Here is a 13208-nt window from a genome sequence, read left to right as displayed (position 1 = left end):
ATTGGACAGCGTCACCTTCTGGCGCCTTAGGTTGCGGAGCAGTTCGCTCCCCCTACGGCACATATGAAGGACGTCCCCCTCATGAGCGAGAAGAAGGTCAGTCTGCTCGACGGCTTCAAAGCCTTTCTGGCGCGCGGCAATGTCATCGATCTGGCAGTCGCGGTCGTCATCGGAGCGGCGTTCACCAATGTGGTGAACGCGGTGGTGAAGGGCCTCATCAACCCGCTGGTCGGCGCGTTCGGTACGCAGGGCCTGGAGGAGTACACCTCCTGCCTGAAAAACCCCTGCACCACGAATCCGGCGACGGGCGAGACGGAGGGCATCGAGATCCTGTGGGGTTCGGTGCTCAGCGCGGCGCTCAGCTTCCTGATCACGGCCGCCGTCGTGTACTTCCTGATGGTCCTGCCGATGGCGAAGTATCTGGCAAGGCGGGCGGCCATGCGGGGCGTGCGGGAGACGCTGGAAGTCAGCGAGCTGGAGGTGCTGAAGGAGATCCGGGACGCGCTTGTCGCGCAGCGCGGCGGCGGGGCCGACGGCGGGACTACGGACGGCGGTGCGACGGGCGGCGGTGCGACGGGCGGCGGTGCGACGGGCGGCAGGGCTGCCGACGAGTAGTACGGCGGTCGGCGCGGTCCGCCCCGGCCGAGAGTTCGCGGTCCGCCCCCGCCGAGGGGGGAGGGCGCGGCGGCGGGGCTCAGATGTGGTGAGGCGGCTTCTCGTCGAGGAAGCGCGCCAGATCCGCGGCGCTGCCGCCGCTCGGAGCCCGCTCACCCCACCCTCGGTCCGTATCGTCCGAGGACTGCCGGTCCAACGGATCGTCGAAGACGAGAGCCGGCTTGGGTTCGGGCTCCTGTGGCGGCTGCTGTTCCTGCGGCTGCTGCTGCGGCTTCGAATCTCGCGGTCCGTGGGCGGGGGCGGTGCTCATATCTCCAGGATACGGCGGTGGTCAACGGTCCTTCGGGTCAAGCAGCCACAGCCCGAGAACCACGAGGAACGAGAGACAGAGGAAGCCCGCACCCCACCAGGCGGTGCCGGTGTTGCCTTCCATCCACTCGTCGACGACGACCGTCAGACCCCAGAGCTGGCCGATGACCACGGTCATCGCGAGAGTCAGCCGGGCGGTCAGCTTGGAGGAACGCTCGGGTTCCTGGTCGGTTCCGGCACCCGGCCCCGGGCCCGTGTGGCGGACGCGCGGGTCGCCGTATCCGCTCGTGGGGCGGATCTGTGGATACCGCTCGTGGACGGGCCGGTTCAGCTCGGGGCGGGCGCTGCCCGGGTGGTACTCCGGGTACCGCGGGCTCTGCGGCGGCTGGGGGCTCCGCGGTGGCTGCGGGCTCTGCGGGTCGGGGGGCCGGTGGGGTTCGGTCATGTCCGCCTGCCAGAGGTTTCGGCTTCGGTGGCCTCCGTACGGGACGGCGCGGCACCCCCCGCCCCGCTCCCGGGTCCGGACCGGGGACCGGGGCTCGGTGACGCGGGCGGGAGGGGCGCCTCGGCGCCGCCCCCGGTGCCCGGGCAGCCGATACGGGCGGCGAGGCCGGGGTCGTCCTTGCCGATCTGCCGGCACAGACCGTCCTCGATGCTCTCGCCGGAGCGGGTCGTGGCGATGGCCCACACGCTCCCGTCGGTCCGTTCGGTGACCACCACCTTGGGCAGTCCGCGCGGGGGCGGGCCCGCGGTGACCTCACCGGTCCTGGCATCGAAGACGCCCTCGTGGCAGGGGCAGTACAGCTCGCCCTCCGTACCCCGGTCCTTGCGCCAGAGCACGGCGCAGGCGAGATGGGTGCAGATCGCGGAGTAGCCGACGAGGGTGCCGTCGTTGAGTCGTACGGCGACCGCCCGGTCCTCGTCCCCCGGGTAACGGAAGGCGATGGACTCTCCGGGCAGGAGCTGCTGGGTGACCAGCTTGGGGTCCGGCTGCTTGCCGTCCGCCTCGTCTCCGTGGCGGCGCAGGATGCCGCCGGCCACCCCGATCCCGCCGATCGCGAGACCGCCGGAGACGGTGGTGACGATCCGGAGGTAGTCGCGCCGGGTGGTGAGGGAATCTGCGGCGATCCTGTCGTGCAGGGCGTCGCGCTCGTCGCCGGTACGGGGGCGGCCGCCGGGCTCCTGGTCGGTGACGCTCATCGGCGGACGTCCTTACCGTTGATCTCGACGACGGGGAGACCGCCGGGCACGGGCCACTGGACCTTCTCGGCGGGGACGACCATGGCGACCCCGGTGCGGACCTCGGTCTCGCCGAAGACGAAGGTGTCGGCGACCTGCACTCCGGGGCGCTCCGCCTGGAGCTCCTCGACCGTTCCGTAGAAGAGCGCGCCCGTGGGGCAGACGGTGGCGCACATGGGGGCGAGGCCGTAGGCGGTGCGGTCGTAGCAGAGGTTGCACTTCATCTGGAGCTTCGCCCCGAGGTCGATCTTGGGGACACCGAAGGGGCAGGCGTTGACGCAGTTGGCGCAGCCGATGCAGCGGCTGGTGTCGGCCTGCTGCACCACCCCGTCCGCGGTCACCAGGATCGCGTCGGCGGGACAGACCTCGGCACAGGGGGCGACCGGGTCCTCGCAGTGCATACAGACCGTGGGAAGGGAGGCGACCGACCGGCCCTCGTCGGTGTAGTCGAGGTGGATCATCGACTTGCCGCGGTGCGAGTCGCACTCGCGGCAGGCCGAGACACACGCCTGGCAGCCGATACAGCGCCCGGGGTCGATGAAGATCGTCTTGCCCATCATGCGGGCCTCAGCTCCTCTCCGATGTGCCGCGGCCCTGGGGAGCCGTCGGCGGCAACGGATCAGTACGGGAGACCTGGGTCTCCGGGTAGGCGACATGCCCGGGGGCGACGGGCGGCGCGGGGACTTCGTCGATCTGCGTGGCGTGCTCGATGCGGCAGGCGCAGACCTTGTACTCGGGGATCTTGGAACGGGGGTCCAGCGCGTCGATGGTCAGGGCGTTGGCCGAGGTGGGGACCGGCCAGTGGTAGGGGATGAAGACGGTGTCGGGGCGGATCGCCTCGGTGACCAGGGCGGGGAAGACCTCGCTGCCGCGCCGGGTGACGACGCGGACGGGTTCGCCGTTGCGGAAGCCGTGGGAGGGGTGGATCTCCGCCCAGGGACGCGGGGTCTGTTCGACGAGGGCGCCCAGACGGCGGGTCTGGTTGCCGGAGAGGAAGTGGGCGACGGTGCGCCCGGTGGTCAGTGACATGGGGTGTTCGTCGTCGTACGGGTCCATCGGCGGGTGCCATTCGACGGCCTGCATATGGATCTTGCCGTCGGGGTGGTAGGTCTTCCCGTCCTCGAAGAGCCGGGGGGTGCCGGGGTGGTCGGTGGAGGGGCAGGGCCAGGCGATGCCGCCGGTCTCCTCCAGCCGTTCGTAGGTGATGCCGTAGTAGTCGTTGACCGTGCCGGCGGACGCGACGCGCAGTTCCTCGAAGACCGCGCGGGAGTCGGCGAACGCGAATTTGTCGCCCGCGCCGAGTCGCCGGGCGAGCTCGCACATCACCCAGGTGTCGGTCCGTACCCCGGGGGGCGGGTCCTGGGCCTTGTTGTGCTTGACCACGCGGGCCTCGGCGTTGGCCATCACCCCTTCGTCCTCGGCCCAGGTGGTGACGGGGAAGACGACATGGGCGTTGGCAGCTGTCTCGGAAAGGAAGAAATCGAATTGGGCGTGGAATTCCGTGGCGTCGTATCCCTCCTTGACCACCTTGTAGTGGGGGAGGGAGACGAAGGGGTTGTTGCAGATGCCGATCAGACCCCGGATCTCGCGGCGCTGCATCTGCCAGACCATTTCCATCATCGAGGTGCCGGCCTGCGGGAGTTCGGACTCCTCGATGCCCCAGATCTCGCAGATCTGCCGGCGGTGCTCCTCGTTCGTGATCGAGCGGCCGCCGGGCAGGAGGTCGGACTTCTGGCCGTGCTCCCGGCCGCCCTGGCCGTTGCCCTGGCCGGTGATGGTGCCGTAGCCGGCGCCCGGTCTGCCGATGTGGCCGGTGGCCGCGCAGAGGTTGATCACGGTGAGGCAGTTCTCGACGCCCTGCGAATGGTGCTCGATGCCCCGGGCGTGCCAGGCCATGGCCTTGGGGGCACGCGCGAAGGTGCGGGCCACCTGGACGATCTGTTCGGCGGGGATGCCGCAGATCTCGGCGGCGCGGGCGGGCGGATATGCGGCGGCCTTGGCGCGGACCTCGTCCCAGCCGGTCGTGTGGACGGCGAGATACGCCGTGTCGGTGAGGCCCTCCTCGACGACGACGTGGAGTACGGAGTTGAAGAAGGCGGAGTCGGTACCGGGCTTGAGTGCGACGTGGATGTCGGCGGTGCGGGCGATCGCGGTCTCGCGCGGGTCGACGACGATCAGGCTGGCACCTCTGTCCCGGGCTCCCCAGACGTACTGGGTCATCACGGGGAAGCACTCTCCGATGTTGGAGCCCGCGATCAGCAGGCAGTCGGTGAGCAGGATGTCGGAGAAGGGGTTGCCGGCCCGGTCGATGCCGAAGGCGAGCTTGTTGGCGCCCGCGGCACTCACCATGCACAGGCGCCCGTTGTAGTCGACGTGCCGGGACTTGAGCGCGACCCGGGCGAATTTGCCGACCAGGTACGTCTTCTCGGAGAACAGGCTGGCGCCGCCGAGCAGTCCGAAGGCGTCGTTGCCGTGGGCCAGCTGGATGCGCTTGATCTCGGAGACCGTGAAGTCGAGCGCCTCGTCCCAGGAGACCTCCCGGAAGGCTTCGTCACGGGACCGGCGCATGAGCGGGGCGGTGAGGCGGTCGGGGTGGTTGACCTGCTGGTAGGCGTTGATGCCCTTCGGGCACAGGCGCATCCGGTTGATGTCGTGGTTGCGGGGTTCGACGCCGAAGACCTTGCCGCCGCGGTCGACACGCAGATACATCCCGCACTGGACCCCGCAGAAGCAGCAGTGCGTGGGGACGAGCGTCTCGCCGTTCTGGTCGGCGTGCCACTGGTCGGCCGGGATCCCGCCCGCGTCGCGGAAGCCCCGGGTGCCGGGGGGCGCGAGCGAGGGATCGAGGGGGACGACCGTACGACGGTCGGCGGCCGGCGGGTCCGCGGTCACTTGAAGCCCTTCTTGACCTGGGAGAGATAGGCGCTGCCGCGCAGCACCCGCTTGCAGCGCGGGCAGTACTCGGCCCACTCGTCGAAACCGAGGCGGAGGTCGCGCATGGTGCCGCGCAGGTTCTCGACGTAGGGAGCGGTGTCGATGGGTTCCGCGCAGCGGCGGCAGACGAAGACCTTGTCGTCCTGGCGGCCGGTGTACTTGAAGAGCTGCATCCCGACGGCCGCCGGGCGCTGCACGATGTGGAAGAACTTCCCGAAGGGGATGTAGATGAGGGTGAAGACCACCGAGACCATGTGGAGGATCGCCAGGAACTCGTAGCCGCCGCCGTGCAGGAAGATCGAGGAGAAGGTGAGCAGCAGTCCGGTGACCGAGATGACGATGAGCGCGATCAGCGGCACCAGGTCGTAGGCGAAGCGCTGACCCGTGATGGCGCCGCGGTCCTTCATCCGGCGCCAGAGGAAGTACGAGGCGCCGGGAATGACGAGCACGGCGGCGATGTCCAGACCGTGGAACATCAGCCAGCCCAGGATGTTCAGCGCGTCGAAGCCGAGGACCTTGAAGCCCCAGATGCGCATCTCGTAGCCGGGGCCCGAGCCGTTGCCCGAGGTGAAGGTGAACCAGCCCCAGGTCAGCGGGAAGGTGATCAGGGAGGCCAGAATGCAGCCCCAGAAGATCAGCTGATGGGCGGCCCACCGGGCGTGCGACCGGGCGCCGAGGAACTTCTGGAAGCCCAGGTAGGTGGCGATCATCTTCGGCAGGGCGGTGGGGGCCTTACGGAAGTTGTCGAGGGAGAAGAGGCTGCGCCGGCCCTGGGTGAACAGACGCCGGGCGCCGGGGGCGGAGATCCAGACCGTGTAGCGGTAGGCGACGCCGAAGGCGAGGAAGACGGTGGCGACGGCGTACGGGAGGAGGGCCGAGTCGAAGTTCCGCAGCATACGGCTGCCGAACACGATCCCGATGATCAGCAGAACGGAGACGGCGGCACCGGCCGCGGTCGCCCGTGCGGTGACGGACCGGGGGCCGGCCACGGCTTCGGGATCTCCCGCGCCGCCGGTGGTGGGCGGCAGGGCGCCGGACGCGACGGGAGATCCGGTACGGGCACCGGGGGCGGGCTGCTCCGCGGAAGCTTCTGGTGGCTCGGTCACCCGGCCACCGTATGACCGTATGGGGCGATTGGCCCTGTTTTAGGCGTTCGGTGGGTGAGCGCGTCGCAGGGACGTCCGGTGGCCCTCTCGCACGCACCCGCACCCCGGGGCGGCGCCCGGGAGGCGGCCGAGGGAGCAATCGAGGAAGCGGCCAGAAGGGCCCGACTCACCCTCAGGACAAGGAAGTTCACCCGAAGTATCCGAAAAGTACCGGGAACTTTTCGTGTGGGCCCTACGTTTTCCCGATCCCCGGTCACGATGTCAGACCCAGGGACTACGTTAAGCACGCATCAAGTAACACGCGGCGACGGCCTGGAGACAGCACCTTGAGCGATTCGTACGAGACAACCGAGCAGCACCTCGAGCGACTCCTGCGACGGGCCCTCAACTCCTTCGACCTGCCCGACAGCACGGTCGAACGGCTCGAAGGCGCGCTGGCGCACAGCAGCTCCCTGCATTCCTCCCACCACAGCTCGGTCCTGCACCGCGAGACCTACCGGCACACCTATCTGCTTCCCGACGGCTCCGCGCTCACCCTCTGGGAGCTGGTGCACAGCAGCGGCCGGGACCTCACGGCTCCCCGCCGACACGAGCTGTACGACGACGAGGCCGACGCACACGTGGCGGCGGTGCGACTGGCCGGCAGCTTCTCCGACGCCCCGGCCTTCGGCGACGAGAGCCCGCACGGCGACCTGGAGACCCTCACGGTCCTGATGTCCGCTCCCCCGGTCCCGCTGCCCCGGATGTACGCCCCGGACAACTCCGCGGACCACGCCCGCCGGGTCCTGCGCCGCGCGGAGAACGGCGACCGGCCGGGCGAGGAGACCGCTCGTCTGCTGCGCGCCGCCTTCGCCCACCACATCACCCAGATCTTCGGACGCCAGTGCCGTGTCGACGGCCGGGACGCCGGTTTCACGCTCTACGAGCACGCGTTCCTCCTCCTGGACGGCAGCGAGACCTGCCTCTGGGAGGTCGAGCACACGGCGACACCCGACGGCCGCCACATGTGCGAGGTGTACGGGGACGAGCACGCCGCACGCCAGGCCATGGAAAGCCGCACGCGCATCTGCTGACACACGCGTCATGACGGACGACGGCCCGTGCGCCTCCACCGGTGGAGGCGCACGGGCCGTCGTCCGTCATGACGTGGGACTCAGTGCGTCAGCGCGGGCTCCTTGGCGGTGCCGCCGTCCGGCTGCTCGCCCCGGTCGGCCGGGCTCTCGTCGGCCGAGCCCTCCACATGGGCCTTCGGCCTGGCCGGCAGGGCGAACATCACCAGGAAGATCACGGCGAGCACCCCGGCCACCCACCACAGCGACTGCTGGAAGGCCTCCGCGAACGCCGGGCCCACCGCCTGCGGCGCCGCGTCGTCGATCACCCCGAAGAAGACCACCGAGACGAGGCCGAGCCCCAGCGCCGTACCCATCTGCTGCACGGTGTTGATCAGCCCGGACGCCGATCCCGAGTGCTCCCTGGGCACCTCGGAGAGCACCGCGTCCGTCAGCGGGGCCACGATCAGCCCCATCCCCGCACCCATGACGACCAGCGGCAGGGCCATCTGCCACGGCGTGATGTCCATGCCGTAGTGCTCCGACTCCCAGATGTAGAGCAGCAGTCCGGCGATCATCAGCAGCGCGCCCGCCTGGAGGACCTTGCGGCCGAAGCGGGGCACCAGCTTCTGTACGGAGATCCCGGCGGCGACCGAGACGGCGATCGAGAAGGGGACGCCCGTCGTGCCGGCGCGCAGTTCGCTCCAGCCCAGGCCCATCTGCATGTAGAGCGTCCAGACGAGGAAGAAGATGCCGAGGCCGATGCCGAAGGTCAGCTGCACGGCGATGCCCGCGGCGAAGCTCCTGACCCGGAACAGCGACAGCTCGACGAGCGGCGAACCGTCCTTGGCCGCCTTCCGCCGCTCGTACGCGATCAGCGCCAGGAACACCAGGAGGCTGCCTGCCATCGACACATGGCCCCACACCGGCCAGCCCAGTTCGTGTCCCCGGGTCAGCGGGAAGATCAGCATCAGCAGGCCGAGCGTCACCAGGACCACCCCGACCAGGTCGAGGCGGAGCGCCTTGGGCGCCTTCGACTCGCGGATGAACTTGCTGCCCAGGATCAGACCCGCGATGCCGACCGGCAGGTTGATCAGGAAGATCGGGCGCCATTCGAGACCGAAGAGGTTCCAGCCGGTGAGCAGCGCGCCCAGCAGCGGTCCGGAGACCGCGCCGAGCCCGACGATCGCGCCGAAGAGACCGAAGACCTTCCCGCGTTCGTGCGCCGGGAAGGTGGCGTGCACGATCGACAGCACCTGCGGAACCATCAGCGCCGCCATGGCGCCCTGGAGGATGCGGGAGGCGACCAGCATCTCCGGATCGGCCGCGAAGCCGCAGAGGGCGGACGAGAGGGTGAAGCCGCCTATGCCGATGAGGAAGAGCCGCTTGCGGCCGTAGATGTCACCGAGCCGGCCGCCCGTGATCAGCCCGGCCGCGAAGGCGAGCGCGTACCCCGCGGTGATCCACTGGATCGAGCTGAACGAGGCGCCGGTGTCCCGCTTGATGCTCGGGATGGCGATGTTGACGATCGTGACGTCGACCAGGTCCATGAAGGCCGCGGTCATCACGATGGCGAGCGCGTACCAGCGGCGCCGGTCGGCCGGGGCCGCCGGGGCCGCGGAGCCCTCGGTCGCCGTGCGGGCGGCCGTCGTGGACGGCAGCGGTTCGGAAGAAGTCATGGGAAGAAGCTAGAGGTTCATTAGGACAGTTCGTGACCTGATGGACGGGCATCCTGAAGGCATGACGGATACCCCGGCACGACTGCTGAATCTGCTGTCGCTCCTCCAGACACCACGCGAGTGGCCGGGCAGTGAACTGGCCGACCGGCTCGATGTCAGCCCGCGCACCATCCGCCGCGACATCGACCGGCTCCGGGACCTCGGCTATCCGGTGGAGGCGACGCGCGGCTCGGTCGGCGGCTACCGCCTGGTCGCGGGCGCGGCCATGCCGCCGCTGGTGCTCGACGACGAGGAGGCGGTGGCCATCGCGGTCGGGCTGCGGGCGGGGGCCGGGCACGCCATCGAGGGCGTCGACGAGGCGTCCGTACGGGCCCTGGCCAAGCTGGAGCAGGTGCTGCCCTCGCGGCTGCGCCACCGCGTCTCGTCCCTGCAGAACGCGACTCTGCCGCTCACCCGGGGCGACGGAGCCACGATCGATCCGCGCACGCTGACGGTGATGGCGTCCACGGTCACCGGGCGGGAGCGGCTGCGGTTCGCGTACCGCGCGGGCGACGGCGCCGAGACCAGGCGGCTGGTCGAACCGGTGCGGCTGGTGAGCACGGGGCACCGCTGGTATCTCGTCGCCTACGACCTGGAGCGCGAGGACTGGCGTACGTTCCGGGTGGACCGGGTCAGTGAGCCGGTGGCGACCGGGGCCCGCTTCACGCCGCGCGAGCTGCCGGGTGAGGACGGGGACGCCGCCCAGTTCTTCGCCCGGTCGATGTCCCGGATGCAGGCGGAGCTGCGGATCGATGTCAGCTTCCGGGCCCCGGCGGACTTCGTGGCGGCGCGGCTGCCATCGGCGCTTGGCGCGCCGGAGCCCGCCGGGGAGGACGGCTGCCGGCTGCGGGCGGTCTCGACGGATTCCCTGGAGTGGGTGGCGCTGAGGCTGGCGCTCGTCGACTGCGAGTTCACGGCGCACGGTCCGCCGCAGCTGGTGGAGTACCTGAGTGACCTGGGGGCCCGTCTGACCCGGGCGTCCTCGGCGCGCTGAGCCGGGCTCCGGTCCCGGAGGAAACGGGCCGGGACATGAATGAGCCCCGGCGCCGGGGGGGGGTGGGCGCCGGGACTCAGCTCAGGGTGCCGGTGTGAACCGGCTTGATTGTGAGGTTACGGGTTATTGGCTCACGCCGCAGCGTCAAAGCCCGTGTCGTGAGCCATTCGCTTCAATTCGAGCAGTGCGTGCTTCTCGATCTGGCGGATCCGCTCACGGGTGAGACCGTGCTGCTTGCCGACTTCGGTGAGGGTCCGCTCACGGCCGTCCTCGATGCCGTACCTCATACGGATGATCGAGGCGGTCCTGTTGTCGAGCTTGCCTATGAGGTCTTCCAGCTCCTCGCTGCGCAGCAGCGTCATCACGGAGGTCTCGGGCGAGACCGCGGAGGTGTCCTCCAGGAGGTCACCGAACTGGGTGTCGCCGTCGTCGTCCACGGACATGTTGAGGCTGACCGGGTCACGGGCCCAGTCCAGGACGTTCCCCACCCGCTCCGTGGTCGTGTCCAGCTCGGCGGCGATCTCCGCGTGCTCCGGGTCGCGCCCGTGCTCGCGGTTGAACTCGCGCTGCACCCGGCGGATACGGCCGAGCTCCTCCACCAGGTGGACGGGGAGCCGGATCGTGCGGGACTGGTCGGCTATGGAGCGGGTGATGGCCTGGCGAATCCACCACGTCGCATACGTGGAGAACTTGAATCCCTTGGCGTAGTCGAACTTCTCGACCGCGCGGACCAGTCCGGCGTTGCCTTCCTGGATCAGGTCGAGCAGGGGCAGACCCGCTCGTGGGTAGCGTCGGGCCACGGCGACGACCAGCCGGAGGTTGGACCGGATGAATACGTCCTTCGCGCGCTCCCCTTCGGCGACGAGCGCCTCCAGTTCCTCACGCTTCGCCCCGCCGGCTTCGCTCTCCACCTCGCCGTCGAGGATCTGCTGGGCGTAGACGCCCGCCTCGAGGATCTGCGACAGCTCGACTTCCTTGGCGGCGTCGAGCAGCGGCGTACGAGCGATCTCTTCCAGGTACATGCCGACCAGGTCGCGATCGGCGATTTCCCCGCCCACGGCGCGAACACTGCTCGCCCGGCTTGTCCCACCGGTGGTGGACGAACGACGGGCGACGGCACGGGTTGCCATGCGTGCTCCCTTGCTGAGTAGGTCGCGACACCCTTTCGGGTGCCCTGCATCCGATGGAAACAACGACTGGAATCCGGACAGAATTCCCCTGCGTCGCATTCACTTTCGCGATCATGCAGTACCCTGTCGGCCCCAGCGGGAGGACACATGGTGCACATACCCACAGAAGTGCAGGTCAGGCCCGGCGTGGCGGGGGATGTGGTGGCGCTCACCGACATCTACAACCATTACGTCCGTGAGACCGCCCTCACATTCGACACGGTCACCTTCACTCCCGAGCAGCGCCTCCCGTGGTTGCGCTCCCACCCTGAAGACGGCCCTCACCGCCTCCTGGTTGCCCAGGACGCCGCAGAGGCGCCGCGGATCCTGGGATACGCGACCAGCAGCCCGTTCCGGCCCAAGGCCGCGTACGGCACGTCCGTCGAGGTGAGCGTCTACTGCGCACCGGACACGAGGGGGCGCGGGCTGGGCACCTTGCTGTACAAGGCCCTGTTCGAGGCTCTGGCCGACGAGGACGTCCACCGCGCCTACGCGGGGATCGCCCAGCCGAACGAACCGTCCGTCCGGCTCCACGACGCGTTCGGCTTCCACCACATCGGCACGTTCTCGGAGGTGGGCCGGAAGTTCGGCCGCTACTGGGACGTGGCCTGGTACGAGAAGAGACTGGGCCGGGAGTCCTGAGCCCCGCCGGACTCAGGGACCCCCGGCCCCTCGGAGGCGCTCAGCCGAACTGCACCGAGCGCTTGGCCAGTCCCATCCAGAAGCCGTCGATGACGCTCCGCCCCTGGTGGAGTTCATGCTCCGCGGCGCCGAGCGTCACGAACAGCGGTGCGAAGTGCTCCGTACGCGGGTGGGCGAGCCGGCCCGCCGGAGACTTGCGTTCGAAGTCCAGCAGGGCGTCGACGTCCTGCGCCAGGAGCGCCCTGTTCCCCCAGTCGTCGAACTCCGCCGACCAGCCGGGCGTGCCGCCGCCCTGGTGGCGCAGCGCGGCCAGGTTGTGGGTGAAGAAGCCGCTGCCGACGATCAGCACTCCCTCGTCCCGCAGCGGGGAGAGCCTGCGCCCGATGTCCATCAGCTTCTGCGGATCGAGGGTGGGCATGGAGATCTGGAGTACGGGAATGCCGGCGTCCGGGAACATCTCCACCAGCGGCACGTACGCACCGTGGTCGAGCCCCCGGTCCGGGATGTCCTGGACCGGCGTACCGGCGGCGCGCAGCAGCTTACGGACGCTCTCGGCGAGCTTCGGGGCGCCGGGAGCCGCGTACCGCACCTGGTAGTAGTGCTCGGGGAAGCCCCAGAAGTCGTGGACGAGGGGCACGGACTCGGTGGCCCCGAGGGCGAGCGGTGCTTCTTCCCAGTGAGCGGAGACCATCAGGATCGCGGTGGGGCGGGGCAGCGTGGCGGACCAGGCCGCCAGCTCACCGGGCCAGACCGGGTCGTCGGCGAGCGGGGGCGCCCCGTGGGAGAGGTAGAGGGCGGGCATGCGCTCCGCGGTGACAGTCATGACGCTCCCTCGCTTCATTGAAACTTCAAGTTCCAAGTACCAGAGACCTTAGCTCTATCTAGTTCAACTTTCAAGAAAGGGTCGTAGAGTGGACTCCATGACCACGGCAACCACCGGCGGGCCGCGCTGGCTCACCGACGAAGAACAGAGCGTCTGGCGCGCCTACCTCCACGCCACCACGCTCCTGGAGGACCACCTCGACCGCCAGTTGCAGCGCGATGCCGGGATGCCGCACATCTATTACGGCCTGCTCGTCCATCTCTCCCAGGCACCCCGCCGGCAGATGCGGATGACCGAGCTGGCCAAGGACGCGAAGATCACCCGGTCCCGGCTCTCCCACGCCATCGCCCGGCTGGAGAAGAACGGCTGGGTGCGGCGCGAGGACTGTCCCTCCGACAAGCGCGGCCAGAACGCGGTGCTCACGGAGGAGGGCTTCGAGATGCTCCGGCGTTCCGCCCCGGGTCATGTCGCCGCCGTACGCCAGGCGATGTTCGACCGGCTCACGCCCGAGCAGGTGCGCGGGCTCGGCGAGATCATGCGGGTGATGGCCGCCGGCCTGGAACCGGAGGGCACGGGCGCCGACCTGCCCTGGCTCCGCTGAGCGGACCGG

14 protein-coding genes are annotated in these 13208 nt (G+C 69.6%); 5 read left to right on the top strand and 9 right to left on the bottom strand.

The features are described from left to right. Nucleotides 1-81 precede the first annotated feature (81 nt). Entirely contained in the window at nt 82-615 is a 534-nt protein-coding gene (locus tag AC07FA_RS25635) for a large conductance mechanosensitive channel protein MscL (protein WP_479078538.1), read from the top strand. A 79-nt stretch (nt 616-694) separates the two neighbouring features. Here AC07FA_RS25635 and AC07FA_RS25630 read toward each other — a convergent pair whose 3' ends face one another. From AC07FA_RS25630 to AC07FA_RS25605, 6 genes are read right to left on the bottom strand one after another with little or no spacing between them, the layout of a single operon-like run. Further along, nucleotides 695-925: a hypothetical protein gene (locus tag AC07FA_RS25630; protein WP_479078536.1), complete on the bottom strand. Its 231-nt coding sequence runs from the start codon at nt 923-925 to the stop codon at nt 695-697. Nucleotides 926-946: 21 nt separating this feature from the next. Next, the gene (locus tag AC07FA_RS25625) at nt 947-1369 is read right to left on the bottom strand and encodes a hypothetical protein (RefSeq protein WP_479078534.1); all 423 of its coding nucleotides are present in this window, start codon (nt 1367-1369) and stop codon (nt 947-949) included. Further along, on the bottom strand, nt 1366-2124 hold the full coding sequence (locus AC07FA_RS25620; RefSeq protein WP_479078533.1) for a Rieske (2Fe-2S) protein: 759 nt from the start codon (nt 2122-2124) through the stop codon (nt 1366-1368). The genes AC07FA_RS25625 and AC07FA_RS25620 overlap by 4 nt, the downstream gene beginning before the upstream one ends. Continuing rightward, a complete protein-coding gene (locus tag AC07FA_RS25615) occupies nt 2121-2723 on the bottom strand; it encodes a 4Fe-4S dicluster domain-containing protein (RefSeq protein ID WP_479078531.1) in 603 nt (200 codons plus the stop codon). The genes AC07FA_RS25620 and AC07FA_RS25615 overlap by 4 nt, the downstream gene beginning before the upstream one ends. 7 nt (nt 2724-2730) lie before the next feature. After that, nucleotides 2731-5055, bottom strand: coding sequence for a molybdopterin oxidoreductase family protein (locus AC07FA_RS25610; RefSeq protein ID WP_479078530.1), 2325 nt, complete (start codon nt 5053-5055; stop codon nt 2731-2733). Next, a complete protein-coding gene (locus tag AC07FA_RS25605; RefSeq protein ID WP_479078529.1) occupies nt 5052-6203 on the bottom strand; it encodes an MFS transporter in 1152 nt (383 codons plus the stop codon). Before AC07FA_RS25605 ends, AC07FA_RS25610 begins: the two co-directional genes overlap by 4 nt. 326 nt (nt 6204-6529) lie before the next feature. On the opposite strand from AC07FA_RS25605, the gene AC07FA_RS25600 reads away from it, so the two are divergent. Continuing rightward, nucleotides 6530-7276, top strand: coding sequence for a DUF6227 family protein (locus AC07FA_RS25600; RefSeq protein WP_479078528.1), 747 nt, complete (start codon nt 6530-6532; stop codon nt 7274-7276). A gap of 80 nt (nt 7277-7356) precedes the next feature. Here AC07FA_RS25600 and AC07FA_RS25595 read toward each other — a convergent pair whose 3' ends face one another. Then, nucleotides 7357-8931 (bottom strand): MFS transporter, encoded by a 1575-nt coding sequence (locus tag AC07FA_RS25595; protein WP_479078527.1) that lies wholly within the window; start codon nt 8929-8931, stop codon nt 7357-7359. A 61-nt stretch (nt 8932-8992) separates the two neighbouring features. On the opposite strand from AC07FA_RS25595, the gene AC07FA_RS25590 reads away from it, so the two are divergent. After that, on the top strand, nt 8993-9964 hold the full coding sequence (locus tag AC07FA_RS25590; RefSeq protein WP_479078526.1) for a helix-turn-helix transcriptional regulator: 972 nt from the start codon (nt 8993-8995) through the stop codon (nt 9962-9964). A gap of 131 nt (nt 9965-10095) precedes the next feature. Here AC07FA_RS25590 and AC07FA_RS25585 read toward each other — a convergent pair whose 3' ends face one another. Continuing rightward, nucleotides 10096-11094: a sigma-70 family RNA polymerase sigma factor gene (locus AC07FA_RS25585; protein ID WP_479078525.1), complete on the bottom strand. Its 999-nt coding sequence runs from the start codon at nt 11092-11094 to the stop codon at nt 10096-10098. Between the two features lie 147 nt (nt 11095-11241). Between AC07FA_RS25585 and AC07FA_RS25580 the strand changes: the two genes are divergently transcribed. Beyond that, on the top strand, nt 11242-11775 hold the full coding sequence (locus AC07FA_RS25580; RefSeq protein WP_479078524.1) for an N-acetyltransferase family protein: 534 nt from the start codon (nt 11242-11244) through the stop codon (nt 11773-11775). Nucleotides 11776-11815: 40 nt separating this feature from the next. On the opposite strand, the gene AC07FA_RS25575 is transcribed toward AC07FA_RS25580, so the two are convergent. Beyond that, complete coding sequence (locus tag AC07FA_RS25575; protein WP_479078523.1) at nt 11816-12598, bottom strand: dioxygenase family protein; 783 nt, start codon at nt 12596-12598, stop codon at nt 11816-11818. 88 nt (nt 12599-12686) lie between these two features. On the opposite strand from AC07FA_RS25575, the gene AC07FA_RS25570 reads away from it, so the two are divergent. Then, nucleotides 12687-13199, top strand: a complete 513-nt coding sequence (locus tag AC07FA_RS25570; protein WP_479078522.1) for a MarR family winged helix-turn-helix transcriptional regulator — start codon at nt 12687-12689, stop codon at nt 13197-13199. Nucleotides 13200-13208: the final 9 nt, after the last annotated feature.

Source organism: Streptomyces sp. NPDC045968, from assembly GCF_056430475.1.
The sequence above is the reverse complement of the archived record's forward strand: the minus strand, read 5'-3'. Positions and strand labels throughout refer to the sequence as shown.

Excerpts from the sequence above, each read along its gene's own strand:
- AC07FA_RS25635 (WP_479078538.1), top strand. The coding sequence starts at position 82 with ATGAGCGAGAAGAAGGTCAGTCTGCTCGACGGCTTCAAAGCCTTTCTG.
- AC07FA_RS25630 (WP_479078536.1), bottom strand. The coding sequence starts at position 925 with ATGAGCACCGCCCCCGCCCACGGACCGCGAGATTCGAAGCCGCAGCAG.
- AC07FA_RS25625 (WP_479078534.1), bottom strand. The coding sequence starts at position 1,369 with ATGACCGAACCCCACCGGCCCCCCGACCCGCAGAGCCCGCAGCCACCG.
- AC07FA_RS25620 (WP_479078533.1), bottom strand. The coding sequence starts at position 2,124 with ATGAGCGTCACCGACCAGGAGCCCGGCGGCCGCCCCCGTACCGGCGAC.
- AC07FA_RS25615 (WP_479078531.1), bottom strand. The coding sequence starts at position 2,723 with ATGATGGGCAAGACGATCTTCATCGACCCCGGGCGCTGTATCGGCTGC.
- AC07FA_RS25595 (WP_479078527.1), bottom strand. The coding sequence starts at position 8,931 with ATGACTTCTTCCGAACCGCTGCCGTCCACGACGGCCGCCCGCACGGCG.
- AC07FA_RS25590 (WP_479078526.1), top strand. The coding sequence starts at position 8,993 with ATGACGGATACCCCGGCACGACTGCTGAATCTGCTGTCGCTCCTCCAG.
- AC07FA_RS25585 (WP_479078525.1), bottom strand. The coding sequence starts at position 11,094 with ATGGCAACCCGTGCCGTCGCCCGTCGTTCGTCCACCACCGGTGGGACA.
- AC07FA_RS25580 (WP_479078524.1), top strand. The coding sequence starts at position 11,242 with ATGGTGCACATACCCACAGAAGTGCAGGTCAGGCCCGGCGTGGCGGGG.
- AC07FA_RS25575 (WP_479078523.1), bottom strand. The coding sequence starts at position 12,598 with ATGACTGTCACCGCGGAGCGCATGCCCGCCCTCTACCTCTCCCACGGG.